The 16,401-nt window shown below is 60.7% G+C and carries 17 protein-coding genes; 5 read left to right on the top strand and 12 right to left on the bottom strand.

Annotation, left to right across the window (positions count from 1 at the left end; all coding sequences use genetic code 11):
- Nucleotides 1-21 precede the first annotated feature (21 nt).
- The 5 genes from dtpA to rsxD form a co-directional block, all read right to left on the bottom strand.
- Entirely contained in the window at nt 22-1,536 is a 1,515-nt protein-coding gene (gene dtpA, locus AAIE04_RS15190; RefSeq protein ID WP_063919378.1) for a dipeptide/tripeptide permease DtpA, read from the bottom strand.
- A gap of 604 nt (nt 1,537-2,140) precedes the next feature.
- On the bottom strand, nt 2,141-2,782 hold the full coding sequence (gene nth / locus AAIE04_RS15185) for an endonuclease III (RefSeq protein WP_019455952.1): 642 nt from the start codon (nt 2,780-2,782) through the stop codon (nt 2,141-2,143).
- On the bottom strand, nt 2,782-3,480 hold the full coding sequence (locus AAIE04_RS15180) for an electron transport complex subunit E (RefSeq protein WP_019455951.1): 699 nt from the start codon (nt 3,478-3,480) through the stop codon (nt 2,782-2,784). Before AAIE04_RS15180 ends, nth begins: the two co-directional genes overlap by 1 nt.
- Nucleotides 3,477-4,106: an electron transport complex subunit RsxG gene (rsxG, locus tag AAIE04_RS15175; RefSeq protein WP_019455950.1), complete on the bottom strand. Its 630-nt coding sequence runs from the start codon at nt 4,104-4,106 to the stop codon at nt 3,477-3,479. Before rsxG ends, AAIE04_RS15180 begins: the two co-directional genes overlap by 4 nt.
- A gap of 9 nt (nt 4,107-4,115) precedes the next feature.
- Nucleotides 4,116-5,201 carry an electron transport complex subunit RsxD gene (gene rsxD, locus AAIE04_RS15170; protein WP_498577262.1) on the bottom strand — a complete coding sequence of 362 codons (1,086 nt, stop codon included), beginning with the start codon at nt 5,199-5,201 and terminating at the stop codon, nt 4,116-4,118.
- Nucleotides 5,202-5,566: 365 nt separating this feature from the next.
- Here rsxD and AAIE04_RS15165 point away from each other — a divergent pair, with 365 nt between their 5' ends.
- Entirely contained in the window at nt 5,567-6,460 is an 894-nt protein-coding gene (locus AAIE04_RS15165; protein ID WP_498577261.1) for a helix-turn-helix domain-containing protein, read from the top strand.
- Between the two features lie 33 nt (nt 6,461-6,493).
- On the opposite strand, the gene rsxC is transcribed toward AAIE04_RS15165, so the two are convergent.
- The 4 genes from rsxC to AAIE04_RS15145 form a co-directional block, all read right to left on the bottom strand.
- Nucleotides 6,494-8,707 (bottom strand): electron transport complex subunit RsxC, encoded by a 2,214-nt coding sequence (gene rsxC, locus AAIE04_RS15160; protein ID WP_498577260.1) that lies wholly within the window; start codon nt 8,705-8,707, stop codon nt 6,494-6,496.
- Nucleotides 8,700-9,272, bottom strand: a complete 573-nt coding sequence (gene rsxB / locus AAIE04_RS15155) for an electron transport complex subunit RsxB (RefSeq protein WP_004938428.1) — start codon at nt 9,270-9,272, stop codon at nt 8,700-8,702. Before rsxB ends, rsxC begins: the two co-directional genes overlap by 8 nt.
- On the bottom strand, nt 9,272-9,853 hold the full coding sequence (rsxA, locus tag AAIE04_RS15150) for an electron transport complex subunit RsxA (protein ID WP_004938443.1): 582 nt from the start codon (nt 9,851-9,853) through the stop codon (nt 9,272-9,274). The genes rsxB and rsxA overlap by 1 nt, the downstream gene beginning before the upstream one ends.
- Nucleotides 9,854-9,988: 135 nt before the next feature.
- Nucleotides 9,989-10,429, bottom strand: coding sequence for a DUF2569 domain-containing protein (locus AAIE04_RS15145; protein ID WP_019455945.1), 441 nt, complete (start codon nt 10,427-10,429; stop codon nt 9,989-9,991).
- 235 nt (nt 10,430-10,664) lie between these two features.
- On the opposite strand from AAIE04_RS15145, the gene AAIE04_RS15140 reads away from it, so the two are divergent.
- Together AAIE04_RS15140 and AAIE04_RS15135 are read left to right on the top strand one after the other, a co-directional pair.
- Nucleotides 10,665-11,705, top strand: coding sequence for an oxidoreductase (locus tag AAIE04_RS15140; RefSeq protein WP_498577259.1), 1,041 nt, complete (start codon nt 10,665-10,667; stop codon nt 11,703-11,705).
- A gap of 75 nt (nt 11,706-11,780) precedes the next feature.
- Nucleotides 11,781-12,785 (top strand): bile acid:sodium symporter family protein, encoded by a 1,005-nt coding sequence (locus AAIE04_RS15135; protein WP_019455943.1) that lies wholly within the window; start codon nt 11,781-11,783, stop codon nt 12,783-12,785.
- Nucleotides 12,786-12,796: 11 nt separating this feature from the next.
- Here the strand turns inward: AAIE04_RS15135 and AAIE04_RS15130 are convergent, their stop codons facing one another.
- The 3 genes from AAIE04_RS15130 to AAIE04_RS15120 form a co-directional block, all read right to left on the bottom strand.
- Nucleotides 12,797-13,342: an AAA family ATPase gene (locus tag AAIE04_RS15130; RefSeq protein ID WP_019455942.1), complete on the bottom strand. Its 546-nt coding sequence runs from the start codon at nt 13,340-13,342 to the stop codon at nt 12,797-12,799.
- Nucleotides 13,343-13,452: 110 nt separating this feature from the next.
- On the bottom strand, nt 13,453-14,451 hold the full coding sequence (gene add, locus AAIE04_RS15125; RefSeq protein WP_019455941.1) for an adenosine deaminase: 999 nt from the start codon (nt 14,449-14,451) through the stop codon (nt 13,453-13,455).
- A gap of 135 nt (nt 14,452-14,586) precedes the next feature.
- Nucleotides 14,587-15,342: a DeoR/GlpR family DNA-binding transcription regulator gene (locus AAIE04_RS15120; RefSeq protein ID WP_498577268.1), complete on the bottom strand. Its 756-nt coding sequence runs from the start codon at nt 15,340-15,342 to the stop codon at nt 14,587-14,589.
- Between the two features lie 97 nt (nt 15,343-15,439).
- Here AAIE04_RS15120 and AAIE04_RS15115 point away from each other — a divergent pair, with 97 nt between their 5' ends.
- Together AAIE04_RS15115 and AAIE04_RS15110 are read left to right on the top strand one after the other, a co-directional pair.
- The gene (locus AAIE04_RS15115; RefSeq protein ID WP_498057386.1) at nt 15,440-16,036 is read left to right on the top strand and encodes an NUDIX domain-containing protein; all 597 of its coding nucleotides are present in this window, start codon (nt 15,440-15,442) and stop codon (nt 16,034-16,036) included.
- Complete coding sequence (locus AAIE04_RS15110) at nt 16,033-16,401, top strand: hypothetical protein (protein WP_019455938.1); 369 nt, start codon at nt 16,033-16,035, stop codon at nt 16,399-16,401. Before AAIE04_RS15115 ends, AAIE04_RS15110 begins: the two co-directional genes overlap by 4 nt.

Below are 16,401 nucleotides of genomic sequence, written 5' to 3'. Positions count from 1 at the left end.
TACGCGCTATTCGCCCGGCGATCAGTGAGTCGCAGTGGCTTCCTGCGCTTTCTGATTGGCGTCTTCGCTGGTGTCCAGCGTCATGCGGTACAGTTTCGGCGCGGTCAGCATCATCAGGATAGCGATGACGGCGGTGGCGATACCGATCTGCATAAACACATGGCTGTAGATGGCCAGTGAAGCGTGCGCGTCGTTGATGTCGCTCGGGACGGCGGTCAGACCGGCGACTTTACCGGCGATCAGCGCCGCGGCGGCGGTGGTCAGGAACCAGGAGCCCATGATGAAGCCCATCAGACGCTGCGGTACCAACTGCGCCACCATCGCCAGGCCCAGACCGGAAATCATCAGCTCGCCGATGCTCTGCAGCGCGTAGCTGAGGATCAGCCAGTTGACCGATACGATGCCCTGTTCGTTGGCGAAGCTGGCGCCCCATGGCAGCACCAGGAAGGCGCAGGAGCACAGGATCATGCCGAAAGCGAACTTGTGCGGCATCGGCAGGCGATCGCCCATTTTGTTATACAGCGCGGCCAGAATCGGGCTGGCGAGCATGATCCAGAACGGGTTCAGCGCCTGGTACTGCTCCGGCTCGAAGGCGACGCCGAGGATGCTGTGTTCCACGTTGTGGATGGCGAAGAAGTTCAGCGAGGTTGGCATCTGGCTGTACAGCACAAAGAACACCACCGCTTCCAGCATCAGCAGGAAGGCGACGATCATCTTGCGGCGTGCGGCGCCGTGCAGGGCGAAGGTTTCCTTGGCGAACACCAGAACGATGCCGGCGGAGATGAGGGCCAGCGCCCAGCGCGCAATCACCTGGTTGTGCAGCAGCCAGCTGGAAACGGCGACCAGCGCCACGATGCCGACCAGCACCATCAGCAGTTTCGGCAGATGCAGCGGCTTGAAGTCAGGTTTGGAGCCGTTTTTCTTCACCCATTTGTGGCACAGCATAAAGTTGACCAGGGTGATCAGCATGCCGACCACGCTCAGGGAGAACGCCACGCTCCAGCCGTATTTCGCCGCCAGCCAAGGGGTCGCCAGCATGGAGAAGAAGGAACCGATGTTCACCGACATATAGTACATGGTGAAGGCGCCATCGAGACGCGGGTCGTCTTTCTCATAGCAGGTGGACAGCAGGGAGGACGGGTTGGCCTTGAACAGGCCGCTGCCCACGGCGATGGTCGCCATGCCCAGATAGACCCAGAAGATGTCGTGACCGGAGTAGGCCACCATGGCGTAACCGGCGGCCAGCACCAACGCGCCGAGCACGATCACGCGCTTGGAGCCCAGCACTTTGTCGCCCAGCCAGCCGCCGATGGCGACGAAGCCGTACACCAGGGCGCTGAAGGAAGAGAACAGGGTGATGGAGTCGGCTTCGCTCAGGCCGAGCATCTTGACCAGATAAACCGCCATGATGCCCTGCAAGCCGTAGTAGCCGAAACGCTCCCACAGTTCGATCGAGAAGATCAGATAGAACGCTTTCGGTTGTTTGAACGCGTTAAGGCTCACGCTCTCCGGATGTTGGTTGTTTGCTGTTGACACTGGTACCTCTGTTTTTTCGCAGCCCGTCTTTTGAGGACGGGAAAGTACAAAAGTTGATGCGGAACGGCATCCTTTTGCGTTGTTATAGGATGGGGACGGCGGTTAATGTTCACTATCTTTGTCAACGTGGCAAGCAGTTTGTCATATTCGGTTACATTTAACGCCGACAGGATTATGCCGCGATGTTGCAAATGTTATGCAGTATTAACTTTCGGGTTTTAATGGTTTGCCGATTTTTTGTTTTGATTAAAAGCTATACCAATTATAAACAGGGATATATTCTGCTGAATTGCTATTTTTTAGCGCATCAGTGTATGTGTGGTTATTAATCCGTTGGAATGTTGTGTATATGGCGTGTTTTGTAAAATTAAAGAAATTTAGGAAAATGGGGCTGGCATTTGTGAACACCTTGTGATCCTCAAAGCGTGACGGTCACCGCAATTTTCGACTAATTTTTTGCTTGAAAATAACGCAGCGATGGTTTTTGCACTGAAAACCGCGATAACGCCGGGGTTACTGCTGCGCGATATCACATTTTCGATAAAAAAGAGGCGCTGGCGGGGGGAGAGGAAGCGGCGGGTGCGGTTTGCCGCACCCAACTGACTCAGGATTCCGGATAAACCTTCTCTTTATATTCACACAGGTCTTCGATAATGCAGGAGCCGCAGCGTGGTTTGCGCGCGATGCAGGTGTAGCGGCCGTGCAGGATCAGCCAGTGATGGCAATCGACCTTGAATTCGGCGGGCACCACCTTCAACAGCTTCTCTTCCACCTGATCGACGTTCTTGCCCGGCGCAAAGTGGGTGCGGTTGCACACCCGGAAGATATGGGTGTCCACGGCGATGGTCGCCCAGCCGAAGGCGGTGTTGAGCACCACGTTGGCGGTCTTGCGGCCGACGCCCGGCAGCGCTTCCAGCGCAGCGCGATCCTCCGGCACTTCGCCACCGTGCAGCTCCAGCAGCATGCGGCAGGTTTTGATCACGTTTTCGGCCTTGCTGTTGAACAGGCCGATGGTCTTGATGTATTCCTTGACGCCATCAACCCCCAGCGCCAGCATGGCGGCGGGGGTATTGGCGACCGGATAAAGTTTGGCGGTCGCCTTGTTGACGCTCACGTCGGTGGCCTGCGCGGACAGCAGCACGGCGATCAGCAGCTCAAACGGCGTGGTGTACACCAGTTCGGTGGTCGGGTGCGGATTGTTGTCGCGCAGCCGGGTCAGAATTTCCAGTCGCTTCTGTTTATTCATCAGGCCTTCTCAGCGTGTCCTTGCTCCAGCAGCGGCTCCACCGCCACGGCGCGGGCTTTGCGCGCCTTCATTTTTTCGTCGATCAGATATTTGACCGCCAGCAGCAACCCCAGGCCGATAAAGGCGCCCGGCGGCAGCATGGCCAGCAGGAACGGGCTGTCGAAATGCACCACTTCGATGCGCAGCGATTTGGCCCAGCCGCCCAACAGCTGATCGGCGCCGTCGAACAGCGTACCGTTGCCCAACAGTTCACGCATCGAGCCCAGCGTCACCATCACGCCGGTGGCGCCAAGGCCGATGGCCATACCGTCCAGCGCCGAGAGGCCGACCGGTTTCTTGGCGGCCACCGCTTCGGCGCGGCCCACCACGATGCAGTTAGTCACGATCAGCGGAATAAAAATACCGAGCGATTGATACAGGCCGAAGGCATAGGCGTTGATCAGCATCTGCACGATGCTTACCACCGCAGCGATGATCATCACGTAGATCGGAATACGCACTTCGCTCGGCACCCAGCGGCGCACCGCGGAGATGGAGGCGTTGGTCAGCGTCAACACCAGCGTGGTGGCCAGCCCCAGCCCCAGCGCGTTAGTGACGGTGGAGGTCACCGCCAGCAGCGGACACATGCCCAGCAGCTGCACCAGGGCGGAGTTGTTCTTCCACAGCCCCTGGACGATCAATTCTTTGGCTTCACTCATTCGGCGGCTCCACACACAGGTAAGCTTTCAAGTTTAGGCGGCAACGTTTCCATATACAACGCGGTGCGGCGCACCGCATTGACCACCGCTCGCGGGGTGATGGTGGCGCCGGTGAATTGGTCGAACATGCCGCCGTCTTTCTTAACCGCCCAGCGTTTGTCTGCCGGGCCTTCGATTTTCTTGCCGCTGAAGAAGGAAATCCAGTCGGAAATGCGCAGTTCAATTTTGTCACCCAGCCCCGGCGTTTCGTGGTGTTCAATCACCCGGGTGCCGAGCACCGTGCCGCTGAAATCGGCGCCGACCAGCAGCTTGATGGCGCCGGAATAGCCGTCCGGCGCGGTGGTTTCCAGCGCGGCGGCGGTCGGTTGCCCGTTTTTGCGCGCCAGATACAAACGGTGCGGCGCGCTGTCGCCCAGCGCCGGATCGCTGACCAGGAAGCATTCGTTCTGCATGACGTTGTCGTAGTTTTCCGGCGGCACCACCTGATCGAGCAGCGCTTTTTGCTGTAGCGCGGCCTGATGGGCGATGGTGGTTTTCGTCAGGGCGTAGACCACGGCGGTCAGGCCGGTGGTGACCGCCGCAAACACCGCCAGCGTGGTGCCGTGCTTTCTCATGGAATTCAGCATGACGGCTCCTTAGCGATGGCCATACACGCGCGGCTGCGTGTAGTGATCGATTAATGGGACGGTGATGTTGGCCAACAGCACGGCGAAGGCCACGCCGTCAGGGTAGCCGCCATAAACGCGGATCAGCCAGACCAGCACGCCGATCAGCGCGCCGTAGATCAGGCGGCCCTTCGGCGTCGTGGAGGCGCTGACCGGATCGGTGGCGATAAAGAACGCGCCCAGCATGCTGGCGCCAGAAAACAGGTGGATCAGCGGCGAAGCCTGATGCGCAGGATCGAGCCACCAGGCCAGACCGGAACAGAAGGCGATGGCGGCCAACATGCTGAAGGGGATCTGCCAATGGATCAGACGACGCGCCAGCATAAACAGACCGCCGGCCAGGAAACCGAGGTTGACCCACTGCCAGCCGATGCCGGCCAGCGCGCCGCCGAACAGCGGTTGCTGCAGCACCTGTTCGACGCTGTGGCCGCTGCGCAGGCCGGTTTTGAAGCCGTCGAGCGGGGTAGCCTGGCTGATGCCGTCAACGCCCATTTGCAGTTCGTGCAGCGTCGCGCCCTGTGTGGTATGGCCGCTGAAAATGGTCAGCAGCACGTCGTGGAACGACAGCGCGGCGGCGCGCAGTTCATCCGGTGGCAACCAGCTGGTCATTTGCACCGGGAAGGAGATCAGCAGCACCACGTAACCGACCATCGCCGGGTTGAACGGGTTTTGCCCAAGGCCGCCGTACAGCTGTTTGGCGATAACGATAGCGAAGAAGGTGCCGATGACGATCATCCACCACGGGGCCAGCGGCGGCAGGCTGATGCCGAGCAGCAGCGCGGTCAGCAGGGCGGAGTTATCCGCGAGCCGGCTGCGCACCGGCAGCTTGCGCAGCCTGAGGATCGCGCCTTCTGCAACCAGCGCGACGATCGCCGCCAGCGCCACCTGAATCAGCACGCCGTAACCGAAGAACCAAATCTGCGCTGCGATGCCGGGAATGCAGGCCAACATGACCCACAGCATAATGCGGCTGGTGCTTTGCTGGTTGTGGGTGAAAGGCGAGCTGGCGATGTGTAAGCCTTTGGCGGCTGTGGGTGATACCGGCCTGAACTTCATAGAGTAACGATACCTTCTGCGCCGCGCCTGCGGCAGTTTCGATGCGCCGTTTTGCGGGCGCGGCAAAAATGATAGCCGAGCATTCTACCTGATTCGATGCGAGGGTAATACGCCTTAATGATAGGGGTATTCGGCTTTTCGCACCTGCGGCGATCGGGGTGGCGCGATTTGATTTTTTTTTGGCCGTAAAATCGGCTAACGTGAGGAAATGTCAGTGGAACTTACGCCGCCAGTGGCTACGGAAAACGGGGTAACCGTATGAATGAGATATCATTTTTCTCCAGATTTCCGCACAAAATAACAACTTTCACATAATCCGTGTAGGTTACTATCGCGAACATTATTGAGTTAGTGAATCCATAATAATGACAAATGAAGATATTTTTTTTATTGAAGAGCTAATTGAGTGGGTGGAAATACATCTGGAGAAACGGCCAAACCTGGATGAAGTCGCGCGTATTTCGGGCTATTCCAAGTGGCATCTGCAGCGTAAATTCAAGCGTATTACCGGCATTCAACTCGCCACCTATATCCGTTCGCGCATCCTGACGCGCGCCGCGGTGGCGCTGCGCATTACCCGCCGTTCCATCATCGACATCTCCGACGAGCTGGGCTTTGACTCGCAGCAGACCTTTACCCGCATGTTCAAGCAGCGCTTCGGCACCACGCCCAACCGCTATCGCTCGATGGAGCACTGGGACGTGAAAAACCTGATGCCGCGCTTTAACTTCGAAGCCAGCTATGGCGCCGGCTATTATCCAGAGGTGAAGCGGCTGACGCTGCCCGAGATGCAACTGGTCGGCTTCTCGCGCCGGCTGGATTTCGCCTCGGAACAGGAGCTGGAGTACTCCTCCTGCATGGCGATGAAGGATGAAATTTTCAACGATTTCTTCAAGGGGCTGCATGTCGACTGCCGGCGGATTTATAGCATCTATTCCCCGCAAGCCGGGGAAGGCGACGAGCTGTCATCCACCCTGGTCATGGCGGTCGACCCTGAGCACAGAAAGGATATTCTTTCCAACTATCAGATAGACACCATCCATTTGCCAAGCCGCGAGTTTATCTCCATCAACCACAAGGGTACGGCGAAAGAGTGCCTGCAGTTCTTCGGTTACCTGATGTCGCATGTGATGCCGGGGTTGAAGGATAAGGTGCGCGGCAGTTTAGAAATGGAGATCATTCAAACCAAAGAGTGGAACCCAGAGTCCAAGCTGCGTCAGATTGAAGTGGATTACACCTACCTGATCTCTATCGATTAAACGGCGCCCGGGTTCGGCCAGGCGCCGCTGTCATCATTTGTCTTCCGTTTCCGCCGCCAGCGATTCTCTGGCGGCTTTTTTGGCTTTGGCGCGGGCGATAGCCGCCGCAACCGCCGCCTTGCGCGGATCTTCTTCTGCGGCCGCCGGGGCCGGTTCCGCCGCCGCCGGGGCGTCCGCCTGCTGCGCGGCTTTCTTGGCTTTGGCGCGGGCGATGGCCGCCGCAACCGCCGCCTTGCGCGGATCTTCCTCGGTGGCCGCCGGGGCCGGTTCCGCCGATGCCGGGGCGTCCGCCTGCTGCGCGGCTTTCTTGGCTTTGGCACGTGCCAACGCCGCCGCGACCGCCGCCTTGCGCGGATCTTCCTCGGCGGCAGCCGGGGCCGATTCCGCCGCCGGGGCGTCCGCCTGCTGCGCGGCTTTCTTGGCTTTTACACGTGCCAACGCCGCCGCGACCGCCGCCTTGCGCGGATCTTCTTCAGTGGCAGCCGGGGCCGGTTCCGCCTCAGCTGGCGTGCCAGTCTGCTGCTCCGCTTTTTTGGCTTTCACGCGGGCCAGCGCCGCGGCCACGGCGGCTTTACGCGCGTCGTCGCCGGCGGCCGCCGGTGGCGCTTCTGTTTCAGCTTCGGTCGCCAACTGGGCGCGACGCTCGCGCGCCTGCGCTTTACGCGCCTCGCGGGCGGCGATCATCGCGCTGTTATCCGGCTGTTGGCCGTTGACCGGCGTGACCGTCGCTTCGGCATTCTTGCTGCGCACCCGCGCCAGCGCGGCCTGCACCGCACCCTGATCGTCATCGGTCAGTTTGACGGCGGCCTTTTTATGTCGCTCTTCACGCGCCAGTTTTTCACGCTCCAGGCGCGCCAGTTTGGCTTCGTAACGCGCCTTGGCCTCGGCGGTGCGCGCCGCTTCCAGATCGATGGCCTTGATCTCGGCCTTTTCCTGGCGGTAGTACTGCACCAACGGAATGTTGCTGGGGCAGACGAACGCACAGGCGCCGCATTCGATGCAGTCGAACAGGTTATGGTTGCGCGCCTTGTCGTGCTCCTGCCCGCGGCTGAACCAGTACAGCTGCTGCGGCAGCAGCCCGGCGGGGCAAGCGTCTACGCATAGGCCGCAGCGAATGCAGGATTGCTCCGGCTCCTGCGGCGTCATTTCATTGACCGTCGGCGCCAGAATGCAGTTGCTGATCTTGACGATCGGCACGTTCAGCGCGGGCAGGGTGAAGCCCATCAGCGGGCCGCCCATCACCACCATTTGCTGTGCCTGCGGGCGGAAACCGACGAAGTCGAGCAGGTGCTGCACCGGCGTGCCGATGCGGGCCCACAGGTTGCCCGGGCGCTCGATTGCTTCGCCGGTCAGGGTTACCACGCGCTCAATCAGCGGTTCGCCGTCGACGATCGCTCGCTTGATGGCGAAGGCGGTGCCGACGTTTTGCATCAGTACGCCGATAGCCGAGGAGTGCTTGCCGTGCGGCACTTCCTTGCCGGTCAAAATTTTGGTCAGCTGCTTGGCGCCGCCGGACGGGTATTTGGTGGGGATGACGCGCAGCGCAATGCCGGACTGGCCGCGCAGCGCCTGTTTCAGCGCCGCGATCGCCTCCGGCTTGTTGTCTTCGATACCGATCAGCGTGACCTTGGGCTGCAGAATGTGTTGCAGGATCTGCGTACCTTCAACGATCTGGTCGGCGTGCTCCTGCATCAGGCGATCGTCGGCGGTGATGTAAGGCTCGCACTCGGCGGCGTTGAGGATCAGCGTTTCCACGCCGCTCATGCCGCCATGCAGTTTGCTGGCGGTCGGGAAACCGGCGCCGCCCAGACCGGCGATGCCGGCCTGATGGATACGCTCAATCAACTCGGCTGCGGGCGATTGGCGATAGTCCGCCACCGGATCGCGATCGCACCAGCGATCTTCTCCGTCCGCCTCTATGATCACGCACAGCTCCGTCAGCCCGGAAGGATGGGCGGTGATGTGCGGCGCGATGGCGCTAACGGTGCCCGAGGTGGGCGCGTGCACCGGCACGGTGCGGCCGCGGCCGACGGTCAACGGTTGGCCTTTCAGCACCCGATCGCCGGGGTTAACGCACAGTTCGCCTTCCGGCCCCAGATGCTGCTGCAGCGGGATGATAAAGGTGTTGGGCAGAGGAGCGACACGCAGCGGCGCACCGCTGGACTGAGTCTTCATTTCCGGCGGATGGATCCCGCCGTCGAAATCCCAGATCCGGTCTTTTTTAAAGGCGGCGAACAGATTAAGCATGTTGCTCCACGTGGATCACTTGCACCGGGATCGTCTTCATGTCCCACTTCCAGTTGGCGGTGGTGGTGGCGACCGGTCTCATTTCAATACAGTCGGTAGGGCAAGGGGCGACGCACAGATCGCAGCCGGTACAGAGGTCGGTGATGACGGTGTGCATGGCGCGAGTGGCGCCGACGATGGCGTCCACCGGGCAGGCCTGAATGCATTTGGTACAGCCGATGCAGTTGGCCTCGTCGATATAGGCCACCTTACGCTCCGGCTCGGCGGCGGCTTCGCTGCCCAGCGGCTGCGGTTCGACGTTGAGCAGCTCCGCCAGTTTCAGCATCACCTGTTCACCGCCCGGCGCGCATTTGTTGATCATCTCGCCGTTGGCCACCGCCTCGGCGTAAGGGCGGCAACCGGGGTAGCCACACTGCCCGCACTGGCTCTGCGGCAGGATCGCGTCGACCTGCTCGGCGACCGGATCCTCTTCCACCTCAAAACGGCGCGCGGCGTAGCCCAGCACCAGTCCGAACAGCAGCCCGAGCGCGCTTAAAGCCGCGATAGCTATCCACAACGCAGTCATTAGAATTTCACCAGCCCGGTAAAGCCCATAAAGGCCAGCGACATCAGCCCGGCGGTGATCAGCGCGATCGAGGAGCCGCGGAACGGCGCCGGCACGTCGGCGACCGCCAGACGTTCGCGGATGGCGGCGAACAGCACCATCACCAGCGAGAAACCGGCGGCTGCGCTGAAGCCGTAAACGGCGGACTGCAGGAAGTTATAGCCGAGGTTAACGTTAAGCAACGCCACGCCAAGCACCGCGCAGTTGGTGGTGATCAGCGGCAGGAAGATGCCCAGCAGGCGGTAGAGCGCCGGGCTGGTCTTGCGCACCACCATCTCGGTGAACTGCACCACGACGGCGATCACCAGAATGAAGGAGAGCGTGCGCAGATACACCAGATCCAGCGGAACCAGAATAAAGGTGTTGATCACCCAGGCGCTGACGGAGGCCAGCGTCATGACGAAGGTGGTGGCCATTCCCATGCCGATGGCGCTTTCCAGCTTCTTGGAAACGCCGAGGAACGGGCACAGGCCAAGAAACTTCACCAGAACGAAGTTGTTCACCAGTACGGTGCCGACAAACAGGAGCAGGTATTCGGTCATTGCGATGCCTAAAAAAATAAAAGCCGCCTATTATCGGGAATCGGCGGCCGGACGACAACATATGAATCGCAGGGGTATTGCCTTTTTTGGTGAAAATTTACACAAATCACCCAATAAAACGTGCTGCAAGCGCCATTAACGCTCGGTAAAGGTACCTTTAACCCGCTGCGAACGCTTGATGTAAGGCACCAGCAGCGCCGCCATCAGCAACGGCCAGCCGAGGCTGCGCACCGCCACTTCGTCCGGCACCGGCGCGAAGGCGAAGGCTTTCACCGCCAGGAGCACGGTTATCAGCAGCCACAGCAGGAACAGTTTGGGGAAGCGCTGCGAGCGTTGGCAAAACAGCCACAGCAGCCACAGGGTGAAGCACCACATCAAGAGCGTGGTCAGCACCGAAAAATACCACTGCAGGGTAAACGCCTGGGCGTTGGTCAGCAGATAGTCGCGCGATTCGGGCATGAAGATCGCCATGGCGTACAGGAGCAGCATCAGGCTGGCGCTGAGCAGGGTGACGATCAGATAGGCCATCGGGGCCAACAACCAACCGCCGATACGAGAGTATTCAGCTTGAGACATAAACGGCTTCCTGATTGAAACGGGGATCACAGGCGGCATAGCTTAGCGGGTAATAGCGGCTTCGTCATCCCTATCAACCAGATAGCCCGGCATTGCGGCGCCGGGCCGCACGTTTGGCCACTCCGGCGCCGGGGCGTCCCCCGTGTCGAATTAACATCTCATTTACTTCTTGTTCCATCCGGCCGCATGGTGTCAAATCGAAAGGGTCTGTCGTGAGCCTGCAAGAGGAAATTCCATGGCTGAGAAAATTCGTGTCGGGCTGGTCGGTTACGGCTACGCCGGCAAAACCTTTCATGCGCCGCTGATCGCCGGCACGCCGGGGCTGGAGCTGGCCGCCGTCTCCAGCAGCGATACCGGCAAAGTGCACGCCGACTGGCCGTCGATAACGGTGGTGGGCGATGCGCAGGCGCTGTTCGCCGATCCGGCCCTCGATCTGATCGTGATACCCACCCCTAATGACACCCATTTCCCGCTGGCGCAACAGGCGCTGGCCGCCGGCAAGCATGTGGTGGTGGATAAACCCTTCACCGTGACGCTGTCACAAGCTCAGGCGCTGCAACAGCAGGCGCAGCAGAGCGGTTTACTGCTGTCGGTGTTCCACAATCGCCGCTGGGACAGCGATTTCCTGACCCTTAAAGCGTTGCTGAACGACGGTTCGCTGGGCGAGGTGGTGTACTTCGAATCGCACTTCGATCGCTACCGGCCGCAGGTGCGTCAGCGCTGGCGCGAACAGGGCGGCGTCGGCAGCGGCATCTGGTTCGATTTGGGGCCGCATCTGCTCGATCAGGCGCTGCAATTATTCGGCAAGCCCGACCGGCTGTTTGTCGATCTGGGTGAGCTGCGGCCGGGGGCGCAGGCGGTGGACTATTTCCACGCGCTGCTGAACTATGGCGATCGGCGCGTGGTGCTGCACGCCAGCATGCTGGCGGCGGCGGAGAGCCCGCGTTACGTGGTGCACGGCACCCGCGGCAGCTATGTCAAATATGGCCTGGATCCGCAGGAAGACCGACTGAAGGCCGGCGAGCGCCTGCCGCAGGCCGACTGGGGCTATGACATGCGCGATGGTGTAGTGACGCTGTCACGTGGTGATCTGCTGGCGGAACAGCCGCTGCTCAATATTCCCGGCAATTACCCGGCTTATTACGCCGCGGTGCGCGACGCCATCGCCGGCATCGCTGAAAATCCGGTGCCGGCCGCCGATGCTATCGCGGTGATGGCGTTGATCGAACTGGGGTTGGAATCGGCCCGGCTGCAGCAGGCGCTGCCGGTGGCCTGATCCCGTCCGTTTCTCAGCGGCTCGGTGCACAACGCCGGGCCTTTTCATGATGTTAGGTGCAAGGAAATCCGTTTCATGTCCTGGTTGCAGCGTTTGCGCATTGATAAATTTTTACTGGTTCTGATTTTGGTGGTGATCGTCGCCTCGCTGTTCCCCTGCGAAGGCATCTGGAAAACCTTCTTCGAACACCTGACCACCGCCGCCATCGCGCTGCTGTTCTTTATGCACGGCGCCAAGCTGTCGCGCGAGGCGATCGTTGCCGGCATGAGCCACTGGAAGCTGCATCTGCTGGTGTTCCTCAGCACCTTTGCGCTGTTCCCGCTGCTCGGGCTGGCGATGAACCTGCTGGTGCCGGGCGTCATGACGCCGACGGTCTATCTCGGCTTCCTCTATCTGTGCGCGTTGCCGGCTACGGTGCAGTCTGCCATCGCCTTTACTTCGGCGGCGGGCGGCAACGTGGCGGCGGCGATTTGCAGCGCCTCGGCGTCGAGCATTCTTGGCGTGTTTCTGTCGCCGCTGCTGGTGGGGGCGTTGATGCATACCCAGGGCGGCAATACCGACGTACTGCACGCCATCGGTTCGATCATTCTGCAATTGATGGTGCCGTTTGTGGTCGGCCACCTGGCGCGGCCGCTGATCGGCAAGTGGGTCGATCGCCATCGCAAGCTCATCAATCTGACCGACCGCTCGTCGATCCTGCTGGTCGTCTACACCGCGTTCAGCGCGGCGGTGGTGGAAGGCATTTGGCATCGCATCGACGGCTGGTCGCTGTTGACCATTCTGGTGATGTCGCTGGTGCTGTTGACGGTGGTGTTGGTGATCAATACCTACGCGGCGCGCTGGCTGGGCTTCAACACCGCCGACGAGATCACCATCGTGTTCTGCGGCTCGAAAAAGAGTCTGGCGAACGGCATTCCGATGGCCAATGTGCTGTTCCCGGCTGCGGCGGTGGGCGCCATGGTGCTGCCTCTGATGATTTTCCACCAGGTTCAACTGATGGTGTGTGCGGTGTTGGCGCAGCGCTATGCGCGCAAAACCGCCAAACAGCGGGAGCAGGCCGAGGCGCTGGCGACCAAATAGACCGTAGGCCGCTAGCGGCAGCACAGCGCGTCGAGCAGAAAGTCGGCGCGCTCGTCGGGTGAGGCACGCGGCAGTTCCTGCAGTCGATAACCCGATCGGCGGTAGACGGCCACCATCGCTTGGTAGGTCTGCTCGGCTTCGGCGAAAGATTGTTTTCTCTCGCTGTCCTGCGCGTAGATCGCTCGCCATGGTGGGGCGATGAACACCGTATCGGCATAGCGAAAATCGGCGACCGCCGCCGTTAAGGGAGCGGGGATCGATAATCCGCACAGCGTCAGGTAACCGGCGATATCCGGCAGGCCGCGATCGAAGAACCAGCATGTTGCGCCCGTCGCTTCCCGCCATGAACGCAGTTCCCAATCCAGCATCCGCTCGGCGAAAGCCTGGCGATCGCCCCATGGCAGCGCATTGCCGCCAATACTCACCTGATCCTGAATAATCGCCCGACCCGCCTCCTGCGAATGCGGGTAACCGCGGCGATGGAGAACGTCGATGAGCGTGCTTTTGCCCGAACCCGGGCCGCCGGTCAGCACGATGCGGCGTAGTTTGTCAGACATACGGAATTCCTCTATTGCGTCAGAGTTATGGATGAAAACAGCGAGAAAGACGGGCAGGCGGAAGAAAACGGGAGGTGAGAAGAAGGCGCCGTTTGGCGCCTTGGGGGGATTTAACCCTGAACTTTGGCGCGCAGCGCCTGTTTTTCCTGCTCGCTGAGGAACGCCAGCTTGAGGCCGTTTTCCTGCGCGGTGCGGATTTCTTCCGGCGTCAGCCCGGCCTGCGGCGCGGCGACGCGGTATTCGTGCTCGATCTCGATGCCCTGAACCGCCGGATCGTCGGTGTTGATCGACGCCAGCACGCCGTGGCGCAGGAAGGTGGCCAGCGGATGCTGCGCCAGTGATGGCACGGTGCTGGTCTGGATGTTGGAGGTCAGGCAGGACTCGATGCCGATGCCATGTTCCGCCAGGAAGTCCATCAGCGCCGGATCTTCGACCGCTTTCACCCCGTGGCCGATACGCTCGGCGCCCAGCTCGCGGATCGCCTGCCAGATGCTTTCCGGGCCGGCGGCTTCGCCCGCGTGTACGGTGATGCGCAGACCGGCGTCGCGCGCGCGGTTGAAGTGGTTGAGGAACAGGCTGCCGGGGAAGCCCAGCTCATCGCCCGCCAAATCCAACGCGGTAATGCCGTCGCGGTGCGCCAGCAGTCCTTCCAGCTCCTGCAGACAGGCAGCCTCGCCAAAGGTGCGGCTCATGATGCCGATCAGGCGAATGTCGATGTCGCGATCGCGGCAGCCCGAACGGATCCCGTCGATCACCGCTTCCACCACGCCGGCGACCGGCAGCTGGTGCTTCATCGCCATGTAGTAAGGGGAAAAGCGCAGCTCGGCGTAGTGCAGGCCGGCATTGGCGGCATCCTCGACGTTTTCATAAGCCACCCGGCGGCAGGCGTCCAGATCGCCCAGCACCGCCACACCCCAGTCCAGTTTCTGCAGGAAGCTGACCAGATCCGGTTCAGCGTGGGTGATCTGCACGTGCGGGCGCAGGCTCTCCAAATCGTTGGCCGGCAGGGCGAGATTGAACTGGCGACCGAGGTCGAGAATCGTCTGCGCGCGGATGTTGCCGTCGAGATGGCGGTGAATATCGGTAAGCGGAAGGCGGGGATCGATCATGCTGGGCACTCGCTGATTATCGTAGGTAAAGTGCAGAACAGTATAAAAACAAATGGATGAAACTTGCCATTGCGTTGCATAAAAAAGTGACTTACATCACAAATAATCCCAGGGATAGCGCATTATCACCCTCATTCAGGCCTTCAACACGCTGATGCTCGCCTGCTGCAACGGCGCGATCAATGCGTCGTCGGTGGCGCGTTCAACGATGACGGTGTGCGCCAACGTAATATCGCCGATCGCATATTGTGAGGCGGCATTGAGTTTGGCGGCAGAGGCCAGCACGACGGTTTCCGCCGCACGGGCCGCCAGCGCGCGCTTGATGTAGGCTTCTTCCAGATCGCCGGTGCTCAGCCCCGCAGTGGGGTGTACGCCGGTTACGCCCATAAAATAGATATCGGCGCGGATATGCGACATCGCTTCCACCGCGGCGGCGCCGACGCTAACGATCGAATGCTTATACAGCCGGCCGCCGATCAGGATCACCTCCACCGTGGGGTGATCGGCCAAACCTACGGCGACGCTGGGGCTGTGGGTGACGACGGTGGCGTTGAGGTTGGCCGGCAGTTGCCTGACCAACTCGGCGGAAGTGGTGCCACCATCGATGATCACCACCTGGCCGGGGGCGATCAGCGCCGCCGCCGCTTTGGCGATCGCGCGTTTGGCGCCGGATTCCAAGTGATTGCGTTCGGCGAAGCTGGCGATGGCGGAAGAAACCGGCAGGGCGCCGCCGTGTACCCGCTGCAATAACCCCTCTGCGTCCAGTTCGCGCAGATCGCGCCGGACAGTGTCTTCCGACAGCCCGAACAGCTCGCTGAGTTGCTTGGCCAACACCTGGCCGTCCTGAGCCAGTTTTTCCAGGATGATTTTCTTGCGCTGGCTGGTCAACATGGCCATTTTCCCCTCAAATTTGCTTTGCACGAAATATCTTGATCATACACGAAGCTGCACGATAGTATCAATTTCCTTCCTATGGCGGAGAAAAACCATGATTGCCACCAAAGACCGAGTCCGCATTGTCGAAACCCGGGTGTTGTCCGATGACTGGTATCTGCTGAAAAAAACCACCTTTGATTTTCTGCGGCGCGACGGCGTCTGGCAGCGGCAGAGCCGCGAGACTTACGATCGCGGTGATGGCGCCACCATTTTGCTGTTCAACCGGCAGACGAAGACGGTGATCCTGACGCGCCAGTTTCGCTTTCCGGTCTTCGTCAACGGCCATGATGGCATGTTGATTGAAGCTGCCGCCGGGTTATTGGACGACGCGTCTCCTGAGGCGCGCATTCGCGCAGAAGCCGAAGAGGAAACCGGCTATTTCGTGCAGAACGTGGAGAAAGTGTTCGAGGCGTACATGAGCCCCGGCTCGGTCACCGAGAAGCTGCACTTTTTCGTCGGCGAATATCAGGCGGCCGACCGCATCAACGAGGGCGGTGGGGTGGCGGCGGAGGGCGAAGATCTGGAGGTGATCGAGCTGCCGCTGACGCAGGCCCTGCAGGCGATTCGTCAAGGCGCGATCGTTGACGCCAAAACCATCATGCTGCTGCAGTTTGTCGCTTTGAATCGGATGCTGGAGGAAGAACCATGAAGGCCCAACAAATTTTGATCGCCGGCCCCTATCGCAGCGGCACCGAGGGCGATCCGGCGCGCATCGCCGCCAATCTGGCGCGCCTGGAACAGGCGGCGCTGGCGGTCTATCTGCGGGGACATGTACCGGTGATCGGCGAATGGTTGGCGCTGCCTCTGGCGGCTGCGGCGGGTTCCACCCAACTTGGCGATGCGGTGAGCGAGGCGTTTCTCTACCCGGTGGCTCACCGGTTGATTGCGCAGTGTCAGGCGGTATATCGCATCGAAGGAACGTCTGCGGGGGCCGATAACGACGTGCGGTTGGCCAAGGAGTGGGGATTGACGGTCTATCGTCATCTGGAGGAGATCCCGGCCGTACAGGCATAA

Source organism: Serratia sp. Ae19-1 (assembly GCF_059801225.1).
This window is presented reverse-complemented; position numbering and strand designations above follow the sequence as displayed.

Coding starts and splice junctions, on each gene's coding strand:
- nth (WP_019455952.1), bottom strand. CDS start 2,782: ATGAATAAACAGAAGCGACTGGAAATTCTGACCCGGCTGCGCGACAAC.
- AAIE04_RS15180 (WP_019455951.1), bottom strand. CDS start 3,480: ATGAGTGAAGCCAAAGAATTGATCGTCCAGGGGCTGTGGAAGAACAAC.
- rsxG (WP_019455950.1), bottom strand. CDS start 4,106: ATGCTGAATTCCATGAGAAAGCACGGCACCACGCTGGCGGTGTTTGCG.
- rsxD (WP_498577262.1), bottom strand. CDS start 5,201: ATGAAGTTCAGGCCGGTATCACCCACAGCCGCCAAAGGCTTACACATC.
- AAIE04_RS15165 (WP_498577261.1), top strand. CDS start 5,567: ATGACAAATGAAGATATTTTTTTTATTGAAGAGCTAATTGAGTGGGTG.
- rsxC (WP_498577260.1), bottom strand. CDS start 8,707: ATGCTTAATCTGTTCGCCGCCTTTAAAAAAGACCGGATCTGGGATTTC.
- rsxB (WP_004938428.1), bottom strand. CDS start 9,272: ATGACTGCGTTGTGGATAGCTATCGCGGCTTTAAGCGCGCTCGGGCTG.
- rsxA (WP_004938443.1), bottom strand. CDS start 9,853: ATGACCGAATACCTGCTCCTGTTTGTCGGCACCGTACTGGTGAACAAC.
- AAIE04_RS15145 (WP_019455945.1), bottom strand. CDS start 10,429: ATGTCTCAAGCTGAATACTCTCGTATCGGCGGTTGGTTGTTGGCCCCG.
- AAIE04_RS15140 (WP_498577259.1), top strand. CDS start 10,665: ATGGCTGAGAAAATTCGTGTCGGGCTGGTCGGTTACGGCTACGCCGGC.
- AAIE04_RS15135 (WP_019455943.1), top strand. CDS start 11,781: ATGTCCTGGTTGCAGCGTTTGCGCATTGATAAATTTTTACTGGTTCTG.
- AAIE04_RS15130 (WP_019455942.1), bottom strand. CDS start 13,342: ATGTCTGACAAACTACGCCGCATCGTGCTGACCGGCGGCCCGGGTTCG.
- add (WP_019455941.1), bottom strand. CDS start 14,451: ATGATCGATCCCCGCCTTCCGCTTACCGATATTCACCGCCATCTCGAC.
- AAIE04_RS15120 (WP_498577268.1), bottom strand. CDS start 15,342: ATGTTGACCAGCCAGCGCAAGAAAATCATCCTGGAAAAACTGGCTCAG.
- AAIE04_RS15115 (WP_498057386.1), top strand. CDS start 15,440: ATGATTGCCACCAAAGACCGAGTCCGCATTGTCGAAACCCGGGTGTTG.
- AAIE04_RS15110 (WP_019455938.1), top strand. CDS start 16,033: ATGAAGGCCCAACAAATTTTGATCGCCGGCCCCTATCGCAGCGGCACC.